Raw genomic sequence first — 17,684 nt, 5'->3', positions numbered from 1 at the left:
CAGGTTCTTTTAAAAGGAGGGGAAAAGTTGAGGCTGCCATTTGTGGTATTCGATAAGAACTCTGTCATTTCTATACCAGAAAATATAACAACTCCAGTCAAGCATGCAGTGGATATGATTAGCAGAGACCATAGTAAAGTATTCGGAAAACCACCAGTCCTAGAAACATCTTTATCGGAAAAAGCTGATATTGTCATTCGATATGCAGAAACGAACATTGAATGTTCTGTAAAACCTGAGGCTTATAGTTTTCGTTTTGAGGAGAAGGACGGAAAATCGCAATTGCATATTATTGGTTATGACGATTTAGGTATCATTTACGGTTTGCTCCATTACAGCCACCATTATTTAGAGGTCGATCCTTTTTGGTTTTGGGCGGACATCCCTGTTAAACCAAAATCTAACATACATATTCCAACGACTAATTTCGATTCCTTAGAAAAAGCAGTAAAATACCGGGGCTGGTTTGTGAATGATGAGGTTTGTCTCATTGGGTGGAAGGAACAATATCCTCCAACGAAAGAGATTTGGTTTCCGGTTTTCGAAGCTTTATTACGCAGTGGGGGAAATATGGTCATCCCGGGTACAGATCTTCCAAAATCAGGTATTCATGCAGAGTTAGCAGCTGAAATGGGTTTATGGGTGACGCATCACCACGCTGAGCCGTTAGGAGCAGAAATGTTTTTAAGGGCATTTCCGGGGGAAAAACCAAGTTATAAGGAAAATCCAGAACTATTTGAGTTTCTCTGGGATGAAGCTATTCAGAAACAAAAAAATGAAAAAATTGTCTGGGTACTCTCGTTTCGAGGGCAGGGAGATGCTCCCTTTTGGCAGTATGATCCAGAATTTGACACACCAGAAAAAAGGGGTGCTATGATCTCTAAAGTTGTCCACAGGCAATACAAAATGATAAACAATTCTGTGGATCAGCCTGTCTGCTGTATGGCTTTATATGGTGAAATCTCTGAATTATACAAAGCTGGTCATATTCAGGTACCTGATGGGGTTATTAAAATTTGGGCAGATAATGGCTATGGCAAAATGGTGACTCGAAGACAGGGGAATGAAAGCTACCGGATTCCTTCTTTGCCATCAGTAGATGAGAGCGGGGAACATGGGATTTATTATCATATAACATTCCATGACCTCCAGGCGTCAAATCATTTGACGATGTTTCCATCTCCACCAGAGCTAATTAAAGTAGAAGTTGAAAAGGCGTTTGAGGCAGGTGCTACGTCATATTTGCTGCTTAATAGCGGGAATATCCGTATGCATCTTTACCCACTTGATATTGTTAGTGAACTTTGGAACAAAGGCACAATAAATGTAGAAGAACATTTACAATTATTTATGGAACGTCTTTATAAAACTAAAACGAAAGAAATTGCACAGCTATACAGAAGCTATTTCCAAAAGACGATTTCTTATGGGCCTAATCCAGATGACAAGGCAGGGGAAGAATTTTATCATCATCCTGCAAGGAAGATCATTGGCCATTGGCTACAAGGGAAAACGGATGTACCAGAGAAAAGGCTATATTGGGCAACCGGTGAAATTTCTTTTACTGATCAAGTGAAATGGTTTTTGGAAAAATGCCAAAATGGTTTAGCTGGCTGGGAAGAATTTTTGAACGAGTGCAGAAATCTCTCTTTGCAGCTAACAGAAGAAGAAGCTCGACGATTCGGCGATCAGCTGTTGCTGCAAGCGGAATTACATGCTTTCGGATGTAGAGGTTTTATTTCACTATGCACCGCCTATCTTTCTTTTATCCAACATGACTTTCACCTTGCTTTTGTCCACATGTCTAGATCAATTGATCATTACAAGGATAGTAAGCAAGCTTTTAAACATGCAGAGCATGGGAAATGGCATAATTTTTATCGAGCGGATTGGTTAACAAACATAGATAGCACCATTTATTCTCTGGAAGCACTGCGTAAGTTTCTCCGAATGCAGGGAGACAGTCCAGATTTCTTCTTATGGTATAAACAATACCTGATGCCGGAAACGGAAAAATACATTTATTTGGAGAATACTCACAGGAATCCGCTGTCAGATGATGAGTTGGCAAAACGATTGGGCGAAAAGTTTCTTCAAGGTTAAACGCTTACAAACTGTAGGTAGTAAATACTTTTATCGCAAAAAAGTGCTAATCCGCAAGATAGTCTTACGTGTAATTAACAAATATTTCAAAAAAATACGATTGCTGAAAATAAAAGGGTACTTTACTCTACAGTAAAAAGCAGCACATTAGGAGGAAATGTACTATGTCGATTGATAAACAAGTTCAAGCTTCAGAATTACGTCAGATGGAAAGGTTAAATCGGGGGCTAGTTGCCGTTAAGGTTGAAACAGGAGTTTATATTGGATGGCGTTTGTTTGGAACAGACCCTGAAGAGATTTCCTTTAACGTTTACCGAGACGATATGAAAGTGAATCAAACCCCAATTACTGCAAGTACCAATTTTTTAGACAACAATGGGAATTCTAATTCCTTCTATTATATTTGTGCCGTTTTAAATGGAGTAGAACAACTCCCATCTGAAAAAGTGAATGTTTGGGATACCAATTATCTGGAACTTCCATTGAAAAAGCCGGAAGGCGGAATTTCGCCAGATGGTATCTCGTACATCTATAGTGCAAATGATGCTAGTGTTGGGGATGTGGATGGAGATGGTGAATATGAAATCATCTTAAAGTGGGATCCATCCAATTCCCATGATAACGCACACAAAGGATACACAGGTAATGTGTATCTCGATGCGTATAAACTAAACGGAACTCATTTATGGAGAATTGACTTAGGTAAAAACATCCGGGCAGGTGCACATTATACTCAATTCTTGGTCTACGATCTAGACGGTGATGGTATCGCAGAAATAGCTTGTAAAACGGCAGATGGTACGGTTGATGGACAAGGAAAGATAATCGGAAATCCAGATTCTGATTATCGAAACTCTGAAGGTTTTATTCTCGATGGTCCGGAGTATTTAACGATATTTGATGGAGCTACTGGGAAAGAGCTTATTACAACTGACTACGATCCACCTAGAGGAAAAGGGGCGGATTGGGGTGATGACGAAGGGAACCGAGTTGACCGTTTTCTTGCATGCGTTGCGTACCTTGATGGAGTAAGGCCAAGCCTTGTCATGTGCCGTGGTTATTATACAAGGGCGGTGCTGACTGCCTATAATTGGCGGGATGGTGAGCTTACAAAATTATGGAGGTTTGACAGCCTCGAGCCAGGAAATGAAGGCTATTCAGGTCAGGGAAACCATAGTGTAAGTGTTGCAGATGTTGATGATGATGGAAAAGATGAAATTATCTACGGTTCCTGTGTGATTGATCATAATGGGCAGGGATTATATACCACTGGTTTAGGACATGGAGATGCTATCCATGTAGGTAATTTGATTCCAAGCAGACCAGGTCTGGAAATTTTCCAGGTACATGAGATACCACAGGAAAATGGCACAGAAATCCATGATGCGAAAACCGGTGAGATTTTATGGGGTATTCCTTCAGTCGAAGATGTAGGAAGGGGCATGGCTGCAGATATTGACCCACGGTATGAGGGAGCAGAGGTTTGGTCATCCACGGATTGGAAGACAGGAGGGGCAGGATTGTATAGCAGCACCGGTGAGAAAATTTCGGATACCAATCCTCAGTCCTTTAATTTTGCTATTTGGTGGGATGGAGATTTACTTAGAGAACTACTAGACCATGAATATGATGTAGAAACCGGAATTGGAGTAGGGAAAATTGACAAATGGGATTATCAAAATGGCCAGCTGATTAATTTGCTGACTGCAGATGGTACAAGGTCCAATAACGGAACAAAAGGGAACCCATGTCTACAAGCTGATATTTTAGGCGATTGGCGGGAAGAAGTAATTTGGCGGACAGATGATAGCACGGCACTAAGAATCTATACAACAACTGATATAACCGATCATCGTATTTATACACTAATGCATGACCCTAACTATCGTTTAGCGATTGCCTGGCAGAATGTTGCTTATAACCAGCCACCGCATCCAGGTTTCTTTCTTGGTCATAACATGGAAAAACCGCCAACTCCGAAAATCTATGAGGTTAAATCTGAATCTGAAACAAAAAAACAAGAACAACATAGTAATTAACTATAATTAAAGGGGGGGACAAAAGTTGATTAATATATTTTTAGCAGGTGACTCTACCGTTGCTAGCTGTCCGCGAAATGAGGCGCCACTGGCCGGCTGGGGGCAAATGTTTCAATCTTTTTTTACAGAGGAAATTAGAGTTCATAACTTTGCTAAGGGTGGAGCAAGTACGAATACCTTTATTGAAATAGGATATTTAGGTATTATTCTGGATTTCATTCAGCCAAATGATTATCTATTTATTCAATTTGGACATAACGATCAAAAATCATTTGGTACCGAGCCCTTTACAACGTACCAGTCTAATTTGGCGGAATATATAAATGGTGCAAGAGAAAGAGGCGCAATCCCGATTTTGATTACCTCTGTACATCGAAGAAACTTTGATGAAAATAATTGTTTAGTCAATACACTAGGGGACTATCCAAAAGCGATGATACAGCTAGCGGAAAAACTAGATGTCCAACTTATAAATCTATTGGAAAAAACAGAAAAACTCTATCAATCATTAGGTCCTGAAGGCTCAAAACAATTGTTCACTTGGTTTGCGGCAAATGAAAGCCCAAATTATCCTGATGGAATCCAGGATAACACGCACTTTTGTGAACATGGCGCAAGGGAAGTCGGAAAATTAGTCATAGAAGGAATAAAAGAACTACAATTACCACTTGTCCCGTTTATAAAGGGATAGTTTGATAGAAAATCAACCAACATGAGGTGAAAGTAGCATGGGCAAAAAATTATATCATGGTGCGGCATATTACCCGGAGCTATGGGATGAAAAAGTAATAGAAGAAGATATTAAAGAAATGAAAAAGACAGGTATTAACGTTGTCAGGATCGGTGAATTTGCCTGGGCATCAATGGAGCCTGAAGAAGGGAAATTTGATCTCAGCTTCTTTAAGAATATCATTAACACACTTTATGAAAATGGTATCGAAACGGTTATGTGTACACCAACTCCTACGCCACCGATCTGGTATTCCCATGGCCATCCGGAGCGGATGTATGTGGATGCTGATGGGACAGTAATGGGACATGGGTCAAGGCAGCATGCCTGTACGAACCACCCTTATTTTAGGGAGAGAGCAGCACTTATCACAGAAAATATTGCAAAAGAAGTAGGTGGTTTGCCCGGTGTCATTGGTTGGCAGATTGATAATGAGTTTAAATGCCATGTTAGCGAATGTATGTGTAATACCTGTAAAGAATTATGGCAGCTATGGTTAAAGGACCGCTATGAGACAATCGAAAATCTAAATGAAGCATGGGGAACAAAAATTTGGAGCGAATATTATCATAGCTTTGAACAGGTTCCACAGCCAGGACCAGCACCATTTTTACACAATTCATCGTTACATACCATGTACCAATTGTTTTCGATGGAGAAAATTGCAGAGTTTTCTGATGGACAGGCTGAAATTATTAGAAAGTATTCTAGTGCACCCATTACACATAACAGCTCTGTGTTTTTCAGTGTTGATAATGAAAGGATATTTAAAAACCTCGATTTTGCATCCTTTGATACGTATGCAACAATCGAAAATTTTCCAGCTTACTTAATTAACAGCGACTTGTGGAGAAACTTTAAAAAGGATAGAGGGTTCTGGGTAATGGAAACAAGTCCATCCTATGCAGCATCACTAGCAAGCTATGCAGCACCACATCCAAATGGCTATTTAAAGGTAGAAGCAGCTGCGGCATACGCGTTAGGTGCTGAAGCTTTTTGTTATTGGCTATGGAGGCAGCAGCGTGCTGGTTGCGAACAGCCACACGGTTCCGTTCTTAGTGCATGGGGGAAACCGACAGTAGGCTATGAAAATGTGTTAGAAGTAGAAGCATTGAGAAAAGAAATTGAACCGATCATATTATCTACGAAGCCAAGCCAAGCCGAGTTGGCGATTACTTACTCAGATCGGGCTAAGGCATTCTTAAAAACGGAACCACATCGAAATTTAAATCATCGTAGTTTAGTCACAGACTTTTATAAACGGATTTTATATATGGGAATTCATCGGGATGTGATTCCAGAAGGGGCCGACTTAGAGGGCTATAAGGTTTTATTTACTCCATTTATCCAATATTTATCATCTGAATATATTGCAAGGGCAAAGCGGTTTGTTGAAAATGGCGGAATTTGGATTGCTGGGCCACTAACTGGTGGTCGAACAGAAAATCATACCGTGCATACTGACCGAGCATTAGGAGAACTTGAAAAAATGGCAGGCGTAGAAGTGTTATTTACTTACCCGATGGATGATTCAGGTACGATTGGACGTGCTTTTGATATCACCGCTCCTTTAGGAATGTGGAGTTCCGTTTTTGAAATGCAATCCGAAACGGCTGTAGGTATCATTGAAGAAGGCCTTTCAAAAGGGAAATCGTTTATTACAGAGCATAAGCTAGGTGCAGGGAAAATTGTAATGCTTGGATCGATGCCAGTAGGCGAAGCTGGTGATTTGCTACTGCAGAAACTAGTAGATCACTATTCGCAGGAAGCAAATATTACCATGAGGTCGGATGTTACGGAAGGAACAATCGTTGCGCCACGCCAGGGAAATGGCTTTACTGTTTGGTTTGTAATCAATATGGATGGGAATGGCGGCAGTGTTACCCTTTCACAACAAGGGATAGATTTACAGACCAATCGTGTAGTAGAACCAGGTAAACTTCAGCTTGGTAAATTTGAATATAGAATAATTCAATTTAATCAATTGTAATAGTTATAGGAGGAAAAGGAATATGATTCGAAAAGCATCCGTAATGAAAGTATTCGAAGGTTATCATGATGAATATAAAAAACGCCACGACGAATTATGGCCGGAAATGGAAGTGGAAATAAAGAAACATGGTGCTCACCATTATTCTATTTTCTTAGATGAACAGACAAATAACCTTTTCGCATATGTAGAAATTGAGAGTGAAGAAAAATGGAATGCTATAGCTCAGACAGAAATCTGTCAAAAATGGTGGGTCTATATGAAGGATATCATGGAGACAAATGAGGACAACAGCCCCGTTGCAACTGAATTAAAAAAAGTATTTTATTTAGAATAAGCCATTGTTAAAGAATAATGTTGATTTTTGACCACTTGTTGATTGGAGTGGAAGGCACGAAGACTCCTGCGGGAGAAGCGAGACAGGCGAGACCCCGCAGACACGCAGTGTCGAGGAGGCTCGGCGGTCGCCCGCGGAAAGCGAAGTGCCTGGAACGGAAATCAACAACTAAGTTTAACAGAGCCTAGATTAATAAAAACTAATCTTGAATAAGGACCATCATCTATCGTTTTAGTTGATGGTCCTTTTTTATTGAATCATTCAATTGTTGCAAAAAGGCTGCCAGCAAAAAAGTATTATTGATGGAAATGGCCAACCAATATAAGGTAATAATACAGTAAAACACATACTTTTTTGAAATGAGGAATCAACAATGGGAAAAGGGACAAAATGGCCAGCAGAATGGAAAGAGTTTCATGACCAGATTACAGGAGTAAAAATCACACAATTAACAGATTACATGGCGCATAGTTTTCATACATATTTTACAAATGATGGCGTGTATGATAACGGTTCTAAATTATTAGTTTGTTCTGACCGAGGGAACTCTACAAATCTATTTAGTTTGGATTTAACGAATGGAGAATACACCCAATTAACTGACCTAGACAAAAATGTGTCCAAGGGATTACAGGGATCGTATATAAATCCTACTAAAAATGTGGCTTACTTTACTTTGGATAAAACGATTATTGCACTTGATTTAGATGATTTAGAGGAAAAAGTAATCTATACAAAGCCTGAAGGTTTTAATTTTAGTAACCTTAGTTGTACAGCAGATGGAAACCATTTATGTTTTGGTCTATCAGAGGATTTATCTACTACCATTCATAGCAATCTATCAGGTGGATATGTTGGGTTCGAGGAAACAGAAGCAGCTAGACCGTATTGTCAGATATGTCTTCTAACATTTGAAACAGGAGAAACTAAGGTAATTCATGAAGAGAAACGGTGGATTGGACATGTTAATGCTTCTCCGACACAATCGCATCTTATTACTTTTTGTCATGAAGGGCCATGGGATAAGGTAGATCACCGCATTTGGGCAATGAATATTGAAACAGGTGATTTCTGGAAAATTAGAGAAGGTGAGCCTAACCAATTTGCTGGTCACGAATACTGGCATGCAGATGGGATCCATATTGGCTATCATGGATTTACTGAGTCATTGGATCGAAAAGATGGTAAATTTCTTGGATTTGTAAAATTCGACAATACCGATTGTCAGGAATTCGAATTCCCATATCAAAATATGCACATTCACTCGAATGATTCTGGGTTAATCGTTGGGGATGGACAGCAGTCAAGTGCCTATCATGGTGAAAGGTATCAAGATTGTATTTTTTTATGGAAGAAAACCGCTAATGGAATGGAAGGACCACGGATATTATGTAAACACCGAGGAAGCTTTCAAGTGCAGCAGCTCCATGTTCACCCGCGCTTTAGCCATAATGGAAATCAGGTGTTGTTTACCTCAGATCGGAATGGATATGGAAATGTATATCTTGCCGATGTTCCTAAATTTGAAAGCCTGCCTAAACTAGCAGATGGAAAATTAATAAAAGAATAAGGATTTTCAAGAAAGTATTAATTCGACAAGAAAGTGTTTAAACCGTTAAAAAACATGATAAGGACAAGGTTTTAGCGGGTACAAAAAAATGTAATTGTCAGAAAAATGAAAGCGGTTTACCTTGGGTATAGAACATGTTTCAGTTGCCATGACCAATAGAAGTGGAGAAAAAGCTGAACCAAGATCTAAACTTATAAATATAAATTGGGGGTAAAAAAATGAAAAAAAGAATGAGAAAAAGATTATTCGGTAAAAAGATTGCAGTTCCAGCCCTTTCAGCGATGTTATTATTCTCTTTGGCTGCATGCAGCGAGACTGAAAAGTCAAGCGGCGAAAGTAAAGAGGGAAAAAGTTCAACACCTGAAATTAGAATAATGACTACGGCGTACACTCCAGATCCGCCATCTGATGACAGTCCCGTTTTAAAAGAATTAGAAAAGTTTACAAATACGAACATTACCATGAATTGGGTATTAGATAGTGCCTATCAAGATAAGTTAAACATTACACTAGCATCTGGTGATCTTCCAGATGTCATGATGATACCTTCTAAGATTCCTAGTTTCGTCAGTGCAGTTCGAGATGGAGCATTCTGGGAGATTGGACCTTATTTAAAAGATTACCCTAATCTAAGCAAAGCAAATGAAATTACATTGCAAAATAGTGCCATTGATGGGAAAAATTACGGGATTTATCGTGCCCGTCCATTAGGAAGATTAGGTGTAACGTTCCGTAAAGATTGGTTAAACAATGTTGGATTAGAAACACCAAAAACAATTGATGATTTTTACAACGTATTAAAAGCATTTACAAAAAATGACCCAGACAAGAACGGCAAAGATGACACATATGGAATGGTTATTTCAAAATATTCTGGTCCATTTGACATCATGCAAATTTGGTTCGGCGCACCAAATAAATGGGGTGAAAAGTCTGGTGAATTACAGCCAGACTTTATGACCGAAGAATATATGAACGCATTAAAATTCTTCAAGAAATTATATGATGAAAAATTAATCAACCAAGACTTTGCTGTCATGGATCCGCAAAAATGGGGAGATCCATTATTAAATGGACAAGCAGGGGTTATTGTCGACGTACTTGACCGCGGACGCCGCGCAGATGAAGACATGAGAAAAGCCAATCCTGCATTAACAGAGCCAATTGATATTTTAGGCGCAGTAGAAGGTCCAAAAGGTCTTCGTTCACTGCCAACTGCTGGTTACTCTGGCCTGCTGGCTATCCCTAAATCAAGTGTGAAAACCGAAAAAGAGTTAAAGCAGGTATTAACTTTCTTAGACAAAGTGAATGAAGAAGAATCACAAAAATTAGCCTACAACGGTATCGAAGGCCGCCATTATGAAATCAAGGATGGTAAATTAGTCATTCTAACGAACAATGATCAAGCACTTATCAATGAATTTACTGACTTAAACCAATTCCATATGGGTATCCCGGAGGACCGATTCATTAAACCAGAAATGACAGCTGTAAGAGAAAAAGAGCAGAAAATTCTGAAGGATAATGAAAAAATAGTTGTTCCAAATCCTGCAGAGTCATTCTTATCTGATGTTTACGCTCAAAAAGGGCAGCAGTTAGATAATATTATCAATGATGCACGTATCAAATTTATTGTTGGACAAATAGATGAAGCTGGCTTTAAAGATGCGATCAAATTATGGCGTAGCACAGGCGGAGACGACTATATCAAAGAAATCAATGAATTATACAAAAAAGCGAATAAATAATATCAAGGTGTAAAACAGGCAGTGTTCATACACTGCCTGTTTTAAAAAATCCAAGTAAAGTAAATTTGAAAGGAGTGAAGATATGGACGGTCTAAAAGCTCAAAGTGTGGAAACTGTGGAAACAAGATATAGCACAGTAAAAAAGACATCAAATGCAGAAGTAAAATCGAATATTTCCAAAATCCAACGATTAAAAAGAGATAAATGGCTTTATCTGTTATTAATTCCTGGCTTAGTTTATTTTATTATTTTTAAGTATCTTCCAATGTGGGGAATTGTCATTTCCTTTCAGAACTACTCCCCATTTTTAGGAGTATTCGGAAGTAAATGGGTGGGTTTTGAAAATTTTATCGACTTCTTCAAAAACCCTGACTTTTTTAGATTACTAGAAAATACTTTTATACTTGCATGTTTGGATTTAGTATTCTTTTTCCCAGCACCAATTATTTTAGCGCTTCTATTAAATGAAATACGACTTCAAGCATACAAGAGCGTCGTGCAAACATTTATATATGTACCGCATTTTATGTCTTGGGTTATTATCGCAAGTATTACCTACATCTTTTTTACCACTAGCGGCGGTGTAGTAAACGAAATTGTATCGCTAATTTATGGAAAAGAAATTAACTTCCTCTCAGCACCAGAATGGTTCCGCCCTCTAATAATGGGACAGATCATCTGGAAAGAATCAGGCTGGGGAACCGTTATTTTCTTAGCCGCACTTGCTTCAGTTGATAAAGAGCAGTATGAAGCGGCAATTGTGGATGGCGCAGGTAGATTGAGACGTTTATGGCATGTGACTCTACCAGCAGTTAGAAGTACGATTATTGTTCTCCTTATCTTACGACTAGGTAACTTTCTTGACACAGGCTTCCAGCAAATATTCCTGATGAGCAACGCCCTAAATAGAAGTGTTGCAGATGTATTTGATACCTATGTTTACTTTGTGGGTATTACCCAAGGGGCATATAGTTATAGTACCGCAGTAGGATTATTTAAATCGATTGTCGGGGTTGTCCTCGTTTTAGGGGCAAATAAATTGGCAAAAAAAATGGGACAGGACGGAATTTTTTAAGGTTTAATGATTTAGGAGGTGGAAAGAATGTCTATGCCAAAAATGCATAATACTCCTGGTGGAAGAGTATTTGATGTTTTTAACTTTATTCTTTTGGGGATTATTGGAATTACCATGATATCCCCATTTCTTTACATTATTGCTGGCTCTTTTGCAACCGAAGCTGAATTGACAAGAAGAAGTTTCTTTATCTTTCCGGAGACATTTTCTCTTGATGCCTATAAGTATATCTTTTCTACAAATACCTTCACTCGAAGTCTTCTGGTATCCATGGGTGTCACCTTAGTAGGGACATTAGTTTGTTTATTTTTTACGTTCTCAATGGCATATCCTTTATCGAGAAAGACGCTGATGGGCCGTAACTTGTTTATGAATCTTATCGTTTTTTCAATGCTCTTCAGCGGGGGAATGATCCCCGGATATATCGTTGTAAAGTCATTAGGACTATTAGACTCTTATTGGGCATTAATTCTTCCGATTGCGATTAATCCTTTTAATCTAATTATTGTAAAAACATTTTTTCAAAATATACCGATTGAATTAGAAGAAGCTGCAAAGATAGATGGCTGTTCGGAGGTTGGTATTTTCTGGAGGATTATGCTGCCACTTTCAAAGCCAGTGCTTGCTACATTTGCTCTCTTCTACGCAGTTGCCATTTGGAATGACTTTTTCAGTGCTTTGTTATACATTAGCGACAGTGCAAAGTGGCCGGTACAAGTTCTGCTTCAACAGATTATTATTTTATCACAGGCACAGCTTGGAGATGCTGCATCGGCGAGTGCGAACTTTGTGGAACCGCCTGATCAATCATTAAAGCTAGCGGTCGTAGTGGTTGCAACCTTGCCTATATTAATTGTGTATCCTTTCCTACAGAAACACTTTGCAAAAGGTATGCTATTAGGATCAGTTAAAGGTTAATTGAAAAAATAAATTAGTAGGCCATTTGCAATGGATGATTCATCCATTGCAAATGGCTATTTGGTATTTACAAAATTCAGACATTAATAGTGAAAATTCAGACATTTTTATTAAAGCGCATTCATTTTTTTCGTAGATATGTCATAATTGGTAACAGTCGAGATTTTGTAAAGTTTCAAATCTGGAGGTGTACTAGTGAGATTTAAAAACATAAGTGAAAAACTAAAAACTCTTAGATGGAGAGGTAGTTTTCATCGTAATAGTTTTATATTAATCTTGCTAATCGCAAGTATCCCAGGCTTAATCACTGGACTGAGTATTTATTGGTTTGCAGTTGGGAAAGTAGAAGATGAATTAAGAATATTGCATACTAGTCAAATAGAGCAGAGAGCAAAAAATATTGATGAGCAGTTCAAGTATTTAGAATATTCTACATCACATTGGGCATTTGAGCCACGATTTGGAGAATCATTAAAGGATATCGATTTTGTAAAGCAGTTTACGGAAACCTATGATATATCTAAGACACTTTTGTTATTACAAGGCAGTCATAATCTTATTAAAGAAGTAGATTTATATATTGAAGGCGAAAAGCCCATTTTATTTAATAGTGAGTATAATGTATTGGATGATCCGTCGAAGACTTTTTACCATGAGAGCTTAAAAAAAGGTAAAAAACTATATTGGGAAGAGTACCCAGTAGAAGCAGGGACTAAAAAGAAAACGCTTGCATTTGTACACAGCATTCCAGCAACAAGCAAGCATCCATTCGGTTCAATCATTGTTACGATAGACCATAATAAAGCGCTTCAGCTTTTAAAGACATTAACTCCGTATGATAAGGGAGCAACATTCATTTTAGATGGAGAAAAAGAAATTTTACTTTCATCAAACAGCACAAATGACGCCTCGTTTATTAATGTATTAAAAACTGAAATGGGCATCCACAAACAAACGGAAGGTTCATTCCAAATAAAACATAATAAAAAAATGTATTCTATTTCCTATGGTCAATTTACTAGGATAGATTCGGATTGGACATATGTTTCTGCTGCTCCGATGTCTTCCATTACAGCACCATTAATACTAGTTTCCAGGTTAATATTAATTTTTAGCATATCAGCACTTATTCTTGCATTTATATTATCTTGGTTCACATCAAATCGACTTTATTCTCCTATTAATAAACTATTAAAAAATTTAGGACATGAGGATGAAGGATTATGGAGACGTAAAGGCCGGGATGTATTTACAGTAATAGAACAGCAAATGCAAAGTTTATCACAAAAAAGTGATCTGCTTCAATCACGGCTCGTCGAGCAGGTAGCACAAATCAAAAGCAGTTTTATCCTCCAGTTAATTCAAGGTTATCTATATCATCACACGGAAGAAGATTTACGGTTAAGAATGGAGAGTTATGGCTGGGAGTTAGAAGGAAAGTATTTTACAGCTTTGGAAATCCAACTAACAGGTTTAGGCGAATCAATGGATAGTTTCTCTAATAGTGATGAAAGTCTCATTACATTTACTGCATCAAATATCATGGAGGAACTGGCACATGAAATGTTTGGTCAATTTAATATTCTTACAAATACAGATTTATCAGTGGGGGTATTGGTGATACACCTAGACAGCCATTCAGTTAGAGGGGAATTACATCTCTTTGCTGAAAAAGTAACAAAAACAATAAATGAAATATTGAATATGCAGGTAACCGTTACAATCAGTGAACCTACCGAGAGTATTAAAAGAATTCCTTATATTTTTGAAGAAGTCCGAAGCGGAAAGCGGTTTAGATTATTTGAAAATAGTAATCAGGTAATTGATCTGATGGAGCATGAAAGGTTAGGAAATTTTAATCAAATCCACTACCCATTTGCGATTGAAAAGGAAATTATTCAAGCGATAAGAATGGGACATACCGCAGAGGTTGAACATTTAATTAGACCATTTTTGCAAGAACTAACGGAGAAGGGCATAAATGAAATCAATATTCATCAGGGAATTGTGCAGCTTTATAGTAGTATCCAGCATGAAATACTTCATTCTGGGATACATCCTCATGAACTGTTCGAAGGGAAAAATATGTATGAAGAACTTTCTCAAATTCGGGATACGGAAAGAATCATAAAATGGTTTACTCATCATGTAGTAGGACCGTTTATTAAGAAGTTAGAGGGTCGGATGAATATTGAATTAAAACGTGTAATTGAAAAGGTTGTCACCAAAATACAGGAAAGTTATGATGATGACATTTCCTTGGAAAGTTGTGCTGACGAGGTAGGTACCAATCCCTATTCGTTAAGTAAGGCATTTAAACAAATGGTCGGAATAAACTTTATTGATTATTTAACACAATTAAGAATTGAAAAAGCGAAAGAGCTTCTAATCAATTCTGATATGAAAATTAATGACATTGCTGAAGGTGTCGGGTACAGACACAGTTATTTTAATAGGATATTTAAAAAACAAATCGGTGTGCCACCAAGCCAATACCGCAAACTCAATCAAATTGATAATCAAATGAATTTAGAAAATGATGGTGGCAGTTTTTAAACCCATTATTTTTTATTGAAATATACTGTTTGCAAAAAAATATGGTTGCTGGAAAATCAGGTACCTTTTATATTATTTAATAAATATTATTCAGGTGAGGGGGAGACAACTATGCAGATGAAGGGAGTCATAGGAGGAATTTACTCGCTTTGTGATTGGCTCATGAAATTAGCCTATATAAATATTTTATGGATTGCATTTACATTTATTGGTTTAATCATATTTGGTCTATTCCCAGCGACAACAGCTATGTTTGTTATTATTAGGAAAATACTTATGGACAAAGATGAAATCCCAATCACGAAGACTTTTTGGGAGTCTTATAAAAAAGAATTTTTAAAAAGTAATCTTTTAGGACTTATTCTTATCATTTCAAGTTATATCCTATACATAAATATCTCCTTTTTAAGAAGCGCGACAGGACTTATTAATCTGCTTTATTATCCGACCCTTATGGTTGCTTTAGGCTTTTTCTTAACATTATTTTTTGTTTTTCCAACGTTTGTTCATTTTGACCTTAGAATTCATCAGGTAATCAAACATGCTTTCCTTATCATGCTAATGAATCCTCTCTCTACAGCATTGATGGTGATTGGAACCTTCGCAGTCTATCTTTTAATGACAACGATACCTGGGTTAATTCCAATATTTAGTGCGAGTATCTTATCATTCGTAATCATGTGGTCCTCCTTTTTTGCTTTTTCAAGATTAAAGAAACAGCAGGATGCTGCTTAATATGAACTCGAAAGACCACTGACTTTGTTGGTGGTCTTTTAAAAAGAAAATTTCATGACGCTTTTTTCTTGTCTGAATACATAACATAGCGAGATGAAAAATATGATTGATTTATGTTTGGAAAGGAGGCGAGGTTAATGCAGAGCATACGCTGGACATGGAGTTATATTAGGAATAATAAAATAAGGTTATTTTTTGGTTTGTTATTGGCACTAGTTGTTTCAGCTCTTAGTATGGCAAATCCTTATCTTGCTGGGAAAATAGTTGATGATGTCATGTATGGCCAGAATAAGGGTTTGTTGTGGCCAATGTTAGCTTTGATGATAGGTTTGACTATAGTTAGGACATTTATTCGATATGGATATCAGCTTATGTTTGAAATGTTATCCCAAGGCGTTATTTTTAAAATGAGAGAGAATCTCTATAATCGCCTACTTCAGTTGGATTTCACCTTTTATGATCGGACGAAAACCGGAGATATTATGGCCCGGATGACAGGTGATATGGAAGCCATTCGGCATTTTACCGCATGGTCCATTTATATGATCTTTGAAAACGCGGCAATATTGATCTTTGCGATTGTTTTTATGTTTTCGATTCATCCACCATTGGCGTTAGCCATTTTAGCCATTGCTCCGATTATCGGATTCTTTGCCTATCGATTATCTAATGCGGTAAAGCCGACTTTTACGGAAATTAGAAATCAGTTTGCCAAGCTCAATTCTGTGGTACAAGAGAATATTAGCGGGAATCGAGTGGTAAAAGCATTTGCAAAGGAAAGCTATGAAATTGAAAAATTTTCAATAGAAAATGAGGCATTTAAGGATCGAAATCTTCAATCGGCAAAAATATGGGAGAAGTATTTACCTGTTCTTGATTCGCTTGCAGGTGTATTAACTGTAGTGATGATATTAGTTGGAGGGATAATGGTTACGAATGGATCACTTACAATTGGAGAACTCGTCACTTTTAATTCGTTGATCTGGGCTTTAAACAACCCAATGCGGATGGCAGGATGGTTGATTAATGATGTGCAGAGGTTTATTGCTTCTGCTGAAAAAGTAGAAGATCTTCTCCTAACTGAATCAGAAATCATAAATGGCTTGGAACAAAATAATATTCATGATGCTGAAGCGACAGTTGAATTTGACCATGTTTATTTTAGCTATGGTGATGGCACGGTGTTAGAAGAAATCAGCTTTGAGGCAAACCCTGGGCAAACAGTTGGAATCATTGGGCCGACGGGTTCCGGAAAATCAACCTTAGTAAATCTATTAAGCCGCTTTTACGACACGACCAGTGGAGCCATTCATGTAGGTGGAATGAATGTTAAAGAGTGGGATATTCATAAGTTAAGATCTTCAATGGGAATGGTGATGCAGGATATTTTTCTTTTCTCAGATACCATTGAGGGGAATATTGCCTATGGAAATCCTAATGCCTCATTGGAAGACGTTCAAGCTGCAGCTAAAAAGGCTGAAGCTCATGATTTTATTAGAAACCTTCCCGAGGGCTATGACACGATTGTTGGTGAAAGGGGAGTTGGCCTTTCAGGAGGTCAAAAACAACGGATTGCTCTTGCAAGGGCCCTGCTTAAAGACCCGAGCATTCTCATTCTCGATGATACTACCTCAAGTGTGGATATGGAGACGGAGGAACGAATTCAAAAAACGTTACACTCCATCCAGCAAAATAAAACTTGTTTTATTATTGCGCACCGTATTTCCTCTGTAAAAGATGCGGATTTAATTCTTGTCATGCATGATGGAAAAATCATTGAAAGAGGTAAGCATGAAGAATTACTTTTGAAAAGAGGTTACTATTCCAACGTCTTTCAAAACCAATATGGGAACTTTGATATTCAGCTAATGGCAAGGAAGTGA

General features: G+C 37.8%; 12 protein-coding genes. All 12 read left to right on the top strand.

The window, feature by feature from the left end; translation table 11 throughout:
* Nucleotides 1-27 precede the first annotated feature (27 nt).
* The 12 genes from BLR86_RS07780 (at nt 28) to BLR86_RS07725 (ending at nt 17,684) form a co-directional block, all read left to right on the top strand.
* The gene (locus BLR86_RS07780) at nt 28-2,103 is read left to right on the top strand and encodes a glycosyl hydrolase 115 family protein (RefSeq protein ID WP_368086762.1); all 2,076 of its coding nucleotides are present in this window, start codon (nt 28-30) and stop codon (nt 2,101-2,103) included.
* A gap of 164 nt (nt 2,104-2,267) precedes the next feature.
* Nucleotides 2,268-4,142, top strand: a complete 1,875-nt coding sequence (locus BLR86_RS07775; RefSeq protein WP_090760006.1) for a rhamnogalacturonan lyase — start codon at nt 2,268-2,270, stop codon at nt 4,140-4,142.
* A gap of 25 nt (nt 4,143-4,167) precedes the next feature.
* Nucleotides 4,168-4,833 carry a rhamnogalacturonan acetylesterase gene (locus tag BLR86_RS07770; RefSeq protein WP_090760004.1) on the top strand — a complete coding sequence of 222 codons (666 nt, stop codon included), beginning with the start codon at nt 4,168-4,170 and terminating at the stop codon, nt 4,831-4,833.
* A 37-nt stretch (nt 4,834-4,870) separates the two neighbouring features.
* Entirely contained in the window at nt 4,871-6,862 is a 1,992-nt protein-coding gene (locus tag BLR86_RS07765; RefSeq protein ID WP_090760002.1) for a beta-galactosidase, read from the top strand.
* Nucleotides 6,863-6,884: 22 nt separating this feature from the next.
* Entirely contained in the window at nt 6,885-7,199 is a 315-nt protein-coding gene (gene rhaM / locus BLR86_RS07760) for an L-rhamnose mutarotase (protein WP_090760000.1), read from the top strand.
* 373 nt (nt 7,200-7,572) lie between these two features.
* Nucleotides 7,573-8,769, top strand: coding sequence for an oligogalacturonate lyase family protein (locus tag BLR86_RS07755; RefSeq protein WP_090759998.1), 1,197 nt, complete (start codon nt 7,573-7,575; stop codon nt 8,767-8,769).
* A gap of 218 nt (nt 8,770-8,987) precedes the next feature.
* Nucleotides 8,988-10,517, top strand: coding sequence for an extracellular solute-binding protein (locus tag BLR86_RS07750; protein WP_090759996.1), 1,530 nt, complete (start codon nt 8,988-8,990; stop codon nt 10,515-10,517).
* Between the two features lie 82 nt (nt 10,518-10,599).
* Nucleotides 10,600-11,592 (top strand): ABC transporter permease, encoded by a 993-nt coding sequence (locus tag BLR86_RS07745; RefSeq protein ID WP_090759994.1) that lies wholly within the window; start codon nt 10,600-10,602, stop codon nt 11,590-11,592.
* Nucleotides 11,593-11,625: 33 nt separating this feature from the next.
* Entirely contained in the window at nt 11,626-12,510 is an 885-nt protein-coding gene (locus BLR86_RS07740; RefSeq protein ID WP_090760357.1) for a carbohydrate ABC transporter permease, read from the top strand.
* 195 nt (nt 12,511-12,705) lie between these two features.
* Nucleotides 12,706-15,066: a helix-turn-helix domain-containing protein gene (locus BLR86_RS07735; protein ID WP_090759992.1), complete on the top strand. Its 2,361-nt coding sequence runs from the start codon at nt 12,706-12,708 to the stop codon at nt 15,064-15,066.
* 111 nt (nt 15,067-15,177) lie between these two features.
* On the top strand, nt 15,178-15,801 hold the full coding sequence (locus BLR86_RS07730; RefSeq protein ID WP_090759989.1) for a YesL family protein: 624 nt from the start codon (nt 15,178-15,180) through the stop codon (nt 15,799-15,801).
* Between the two features lie 137 nt (nt 15,802-15,938).
* Nucleotides 15,939-17,684, top strand: coding sequence for an ABC transporter ATP-binding protein (locus BLR86_RS07725; protein WP_090759988.1), 1,746 nt, complete (start codon nt 15,939-15,941; stop codon nt 17,682-17,684).

The sequence above is a fragment of the Bacillus sp. OK048 genome (assembly GCF_900103525.1).
Classification (GTDB): Bacteria; Bacillota; Bacilli; order Bacillales; family Cytobacillaceae; genus Neobacillus.
Note: the sequence above shows the minus strand (reverse complement) of the source record. Positions and strands in the feature narration are given on the sequence as shown.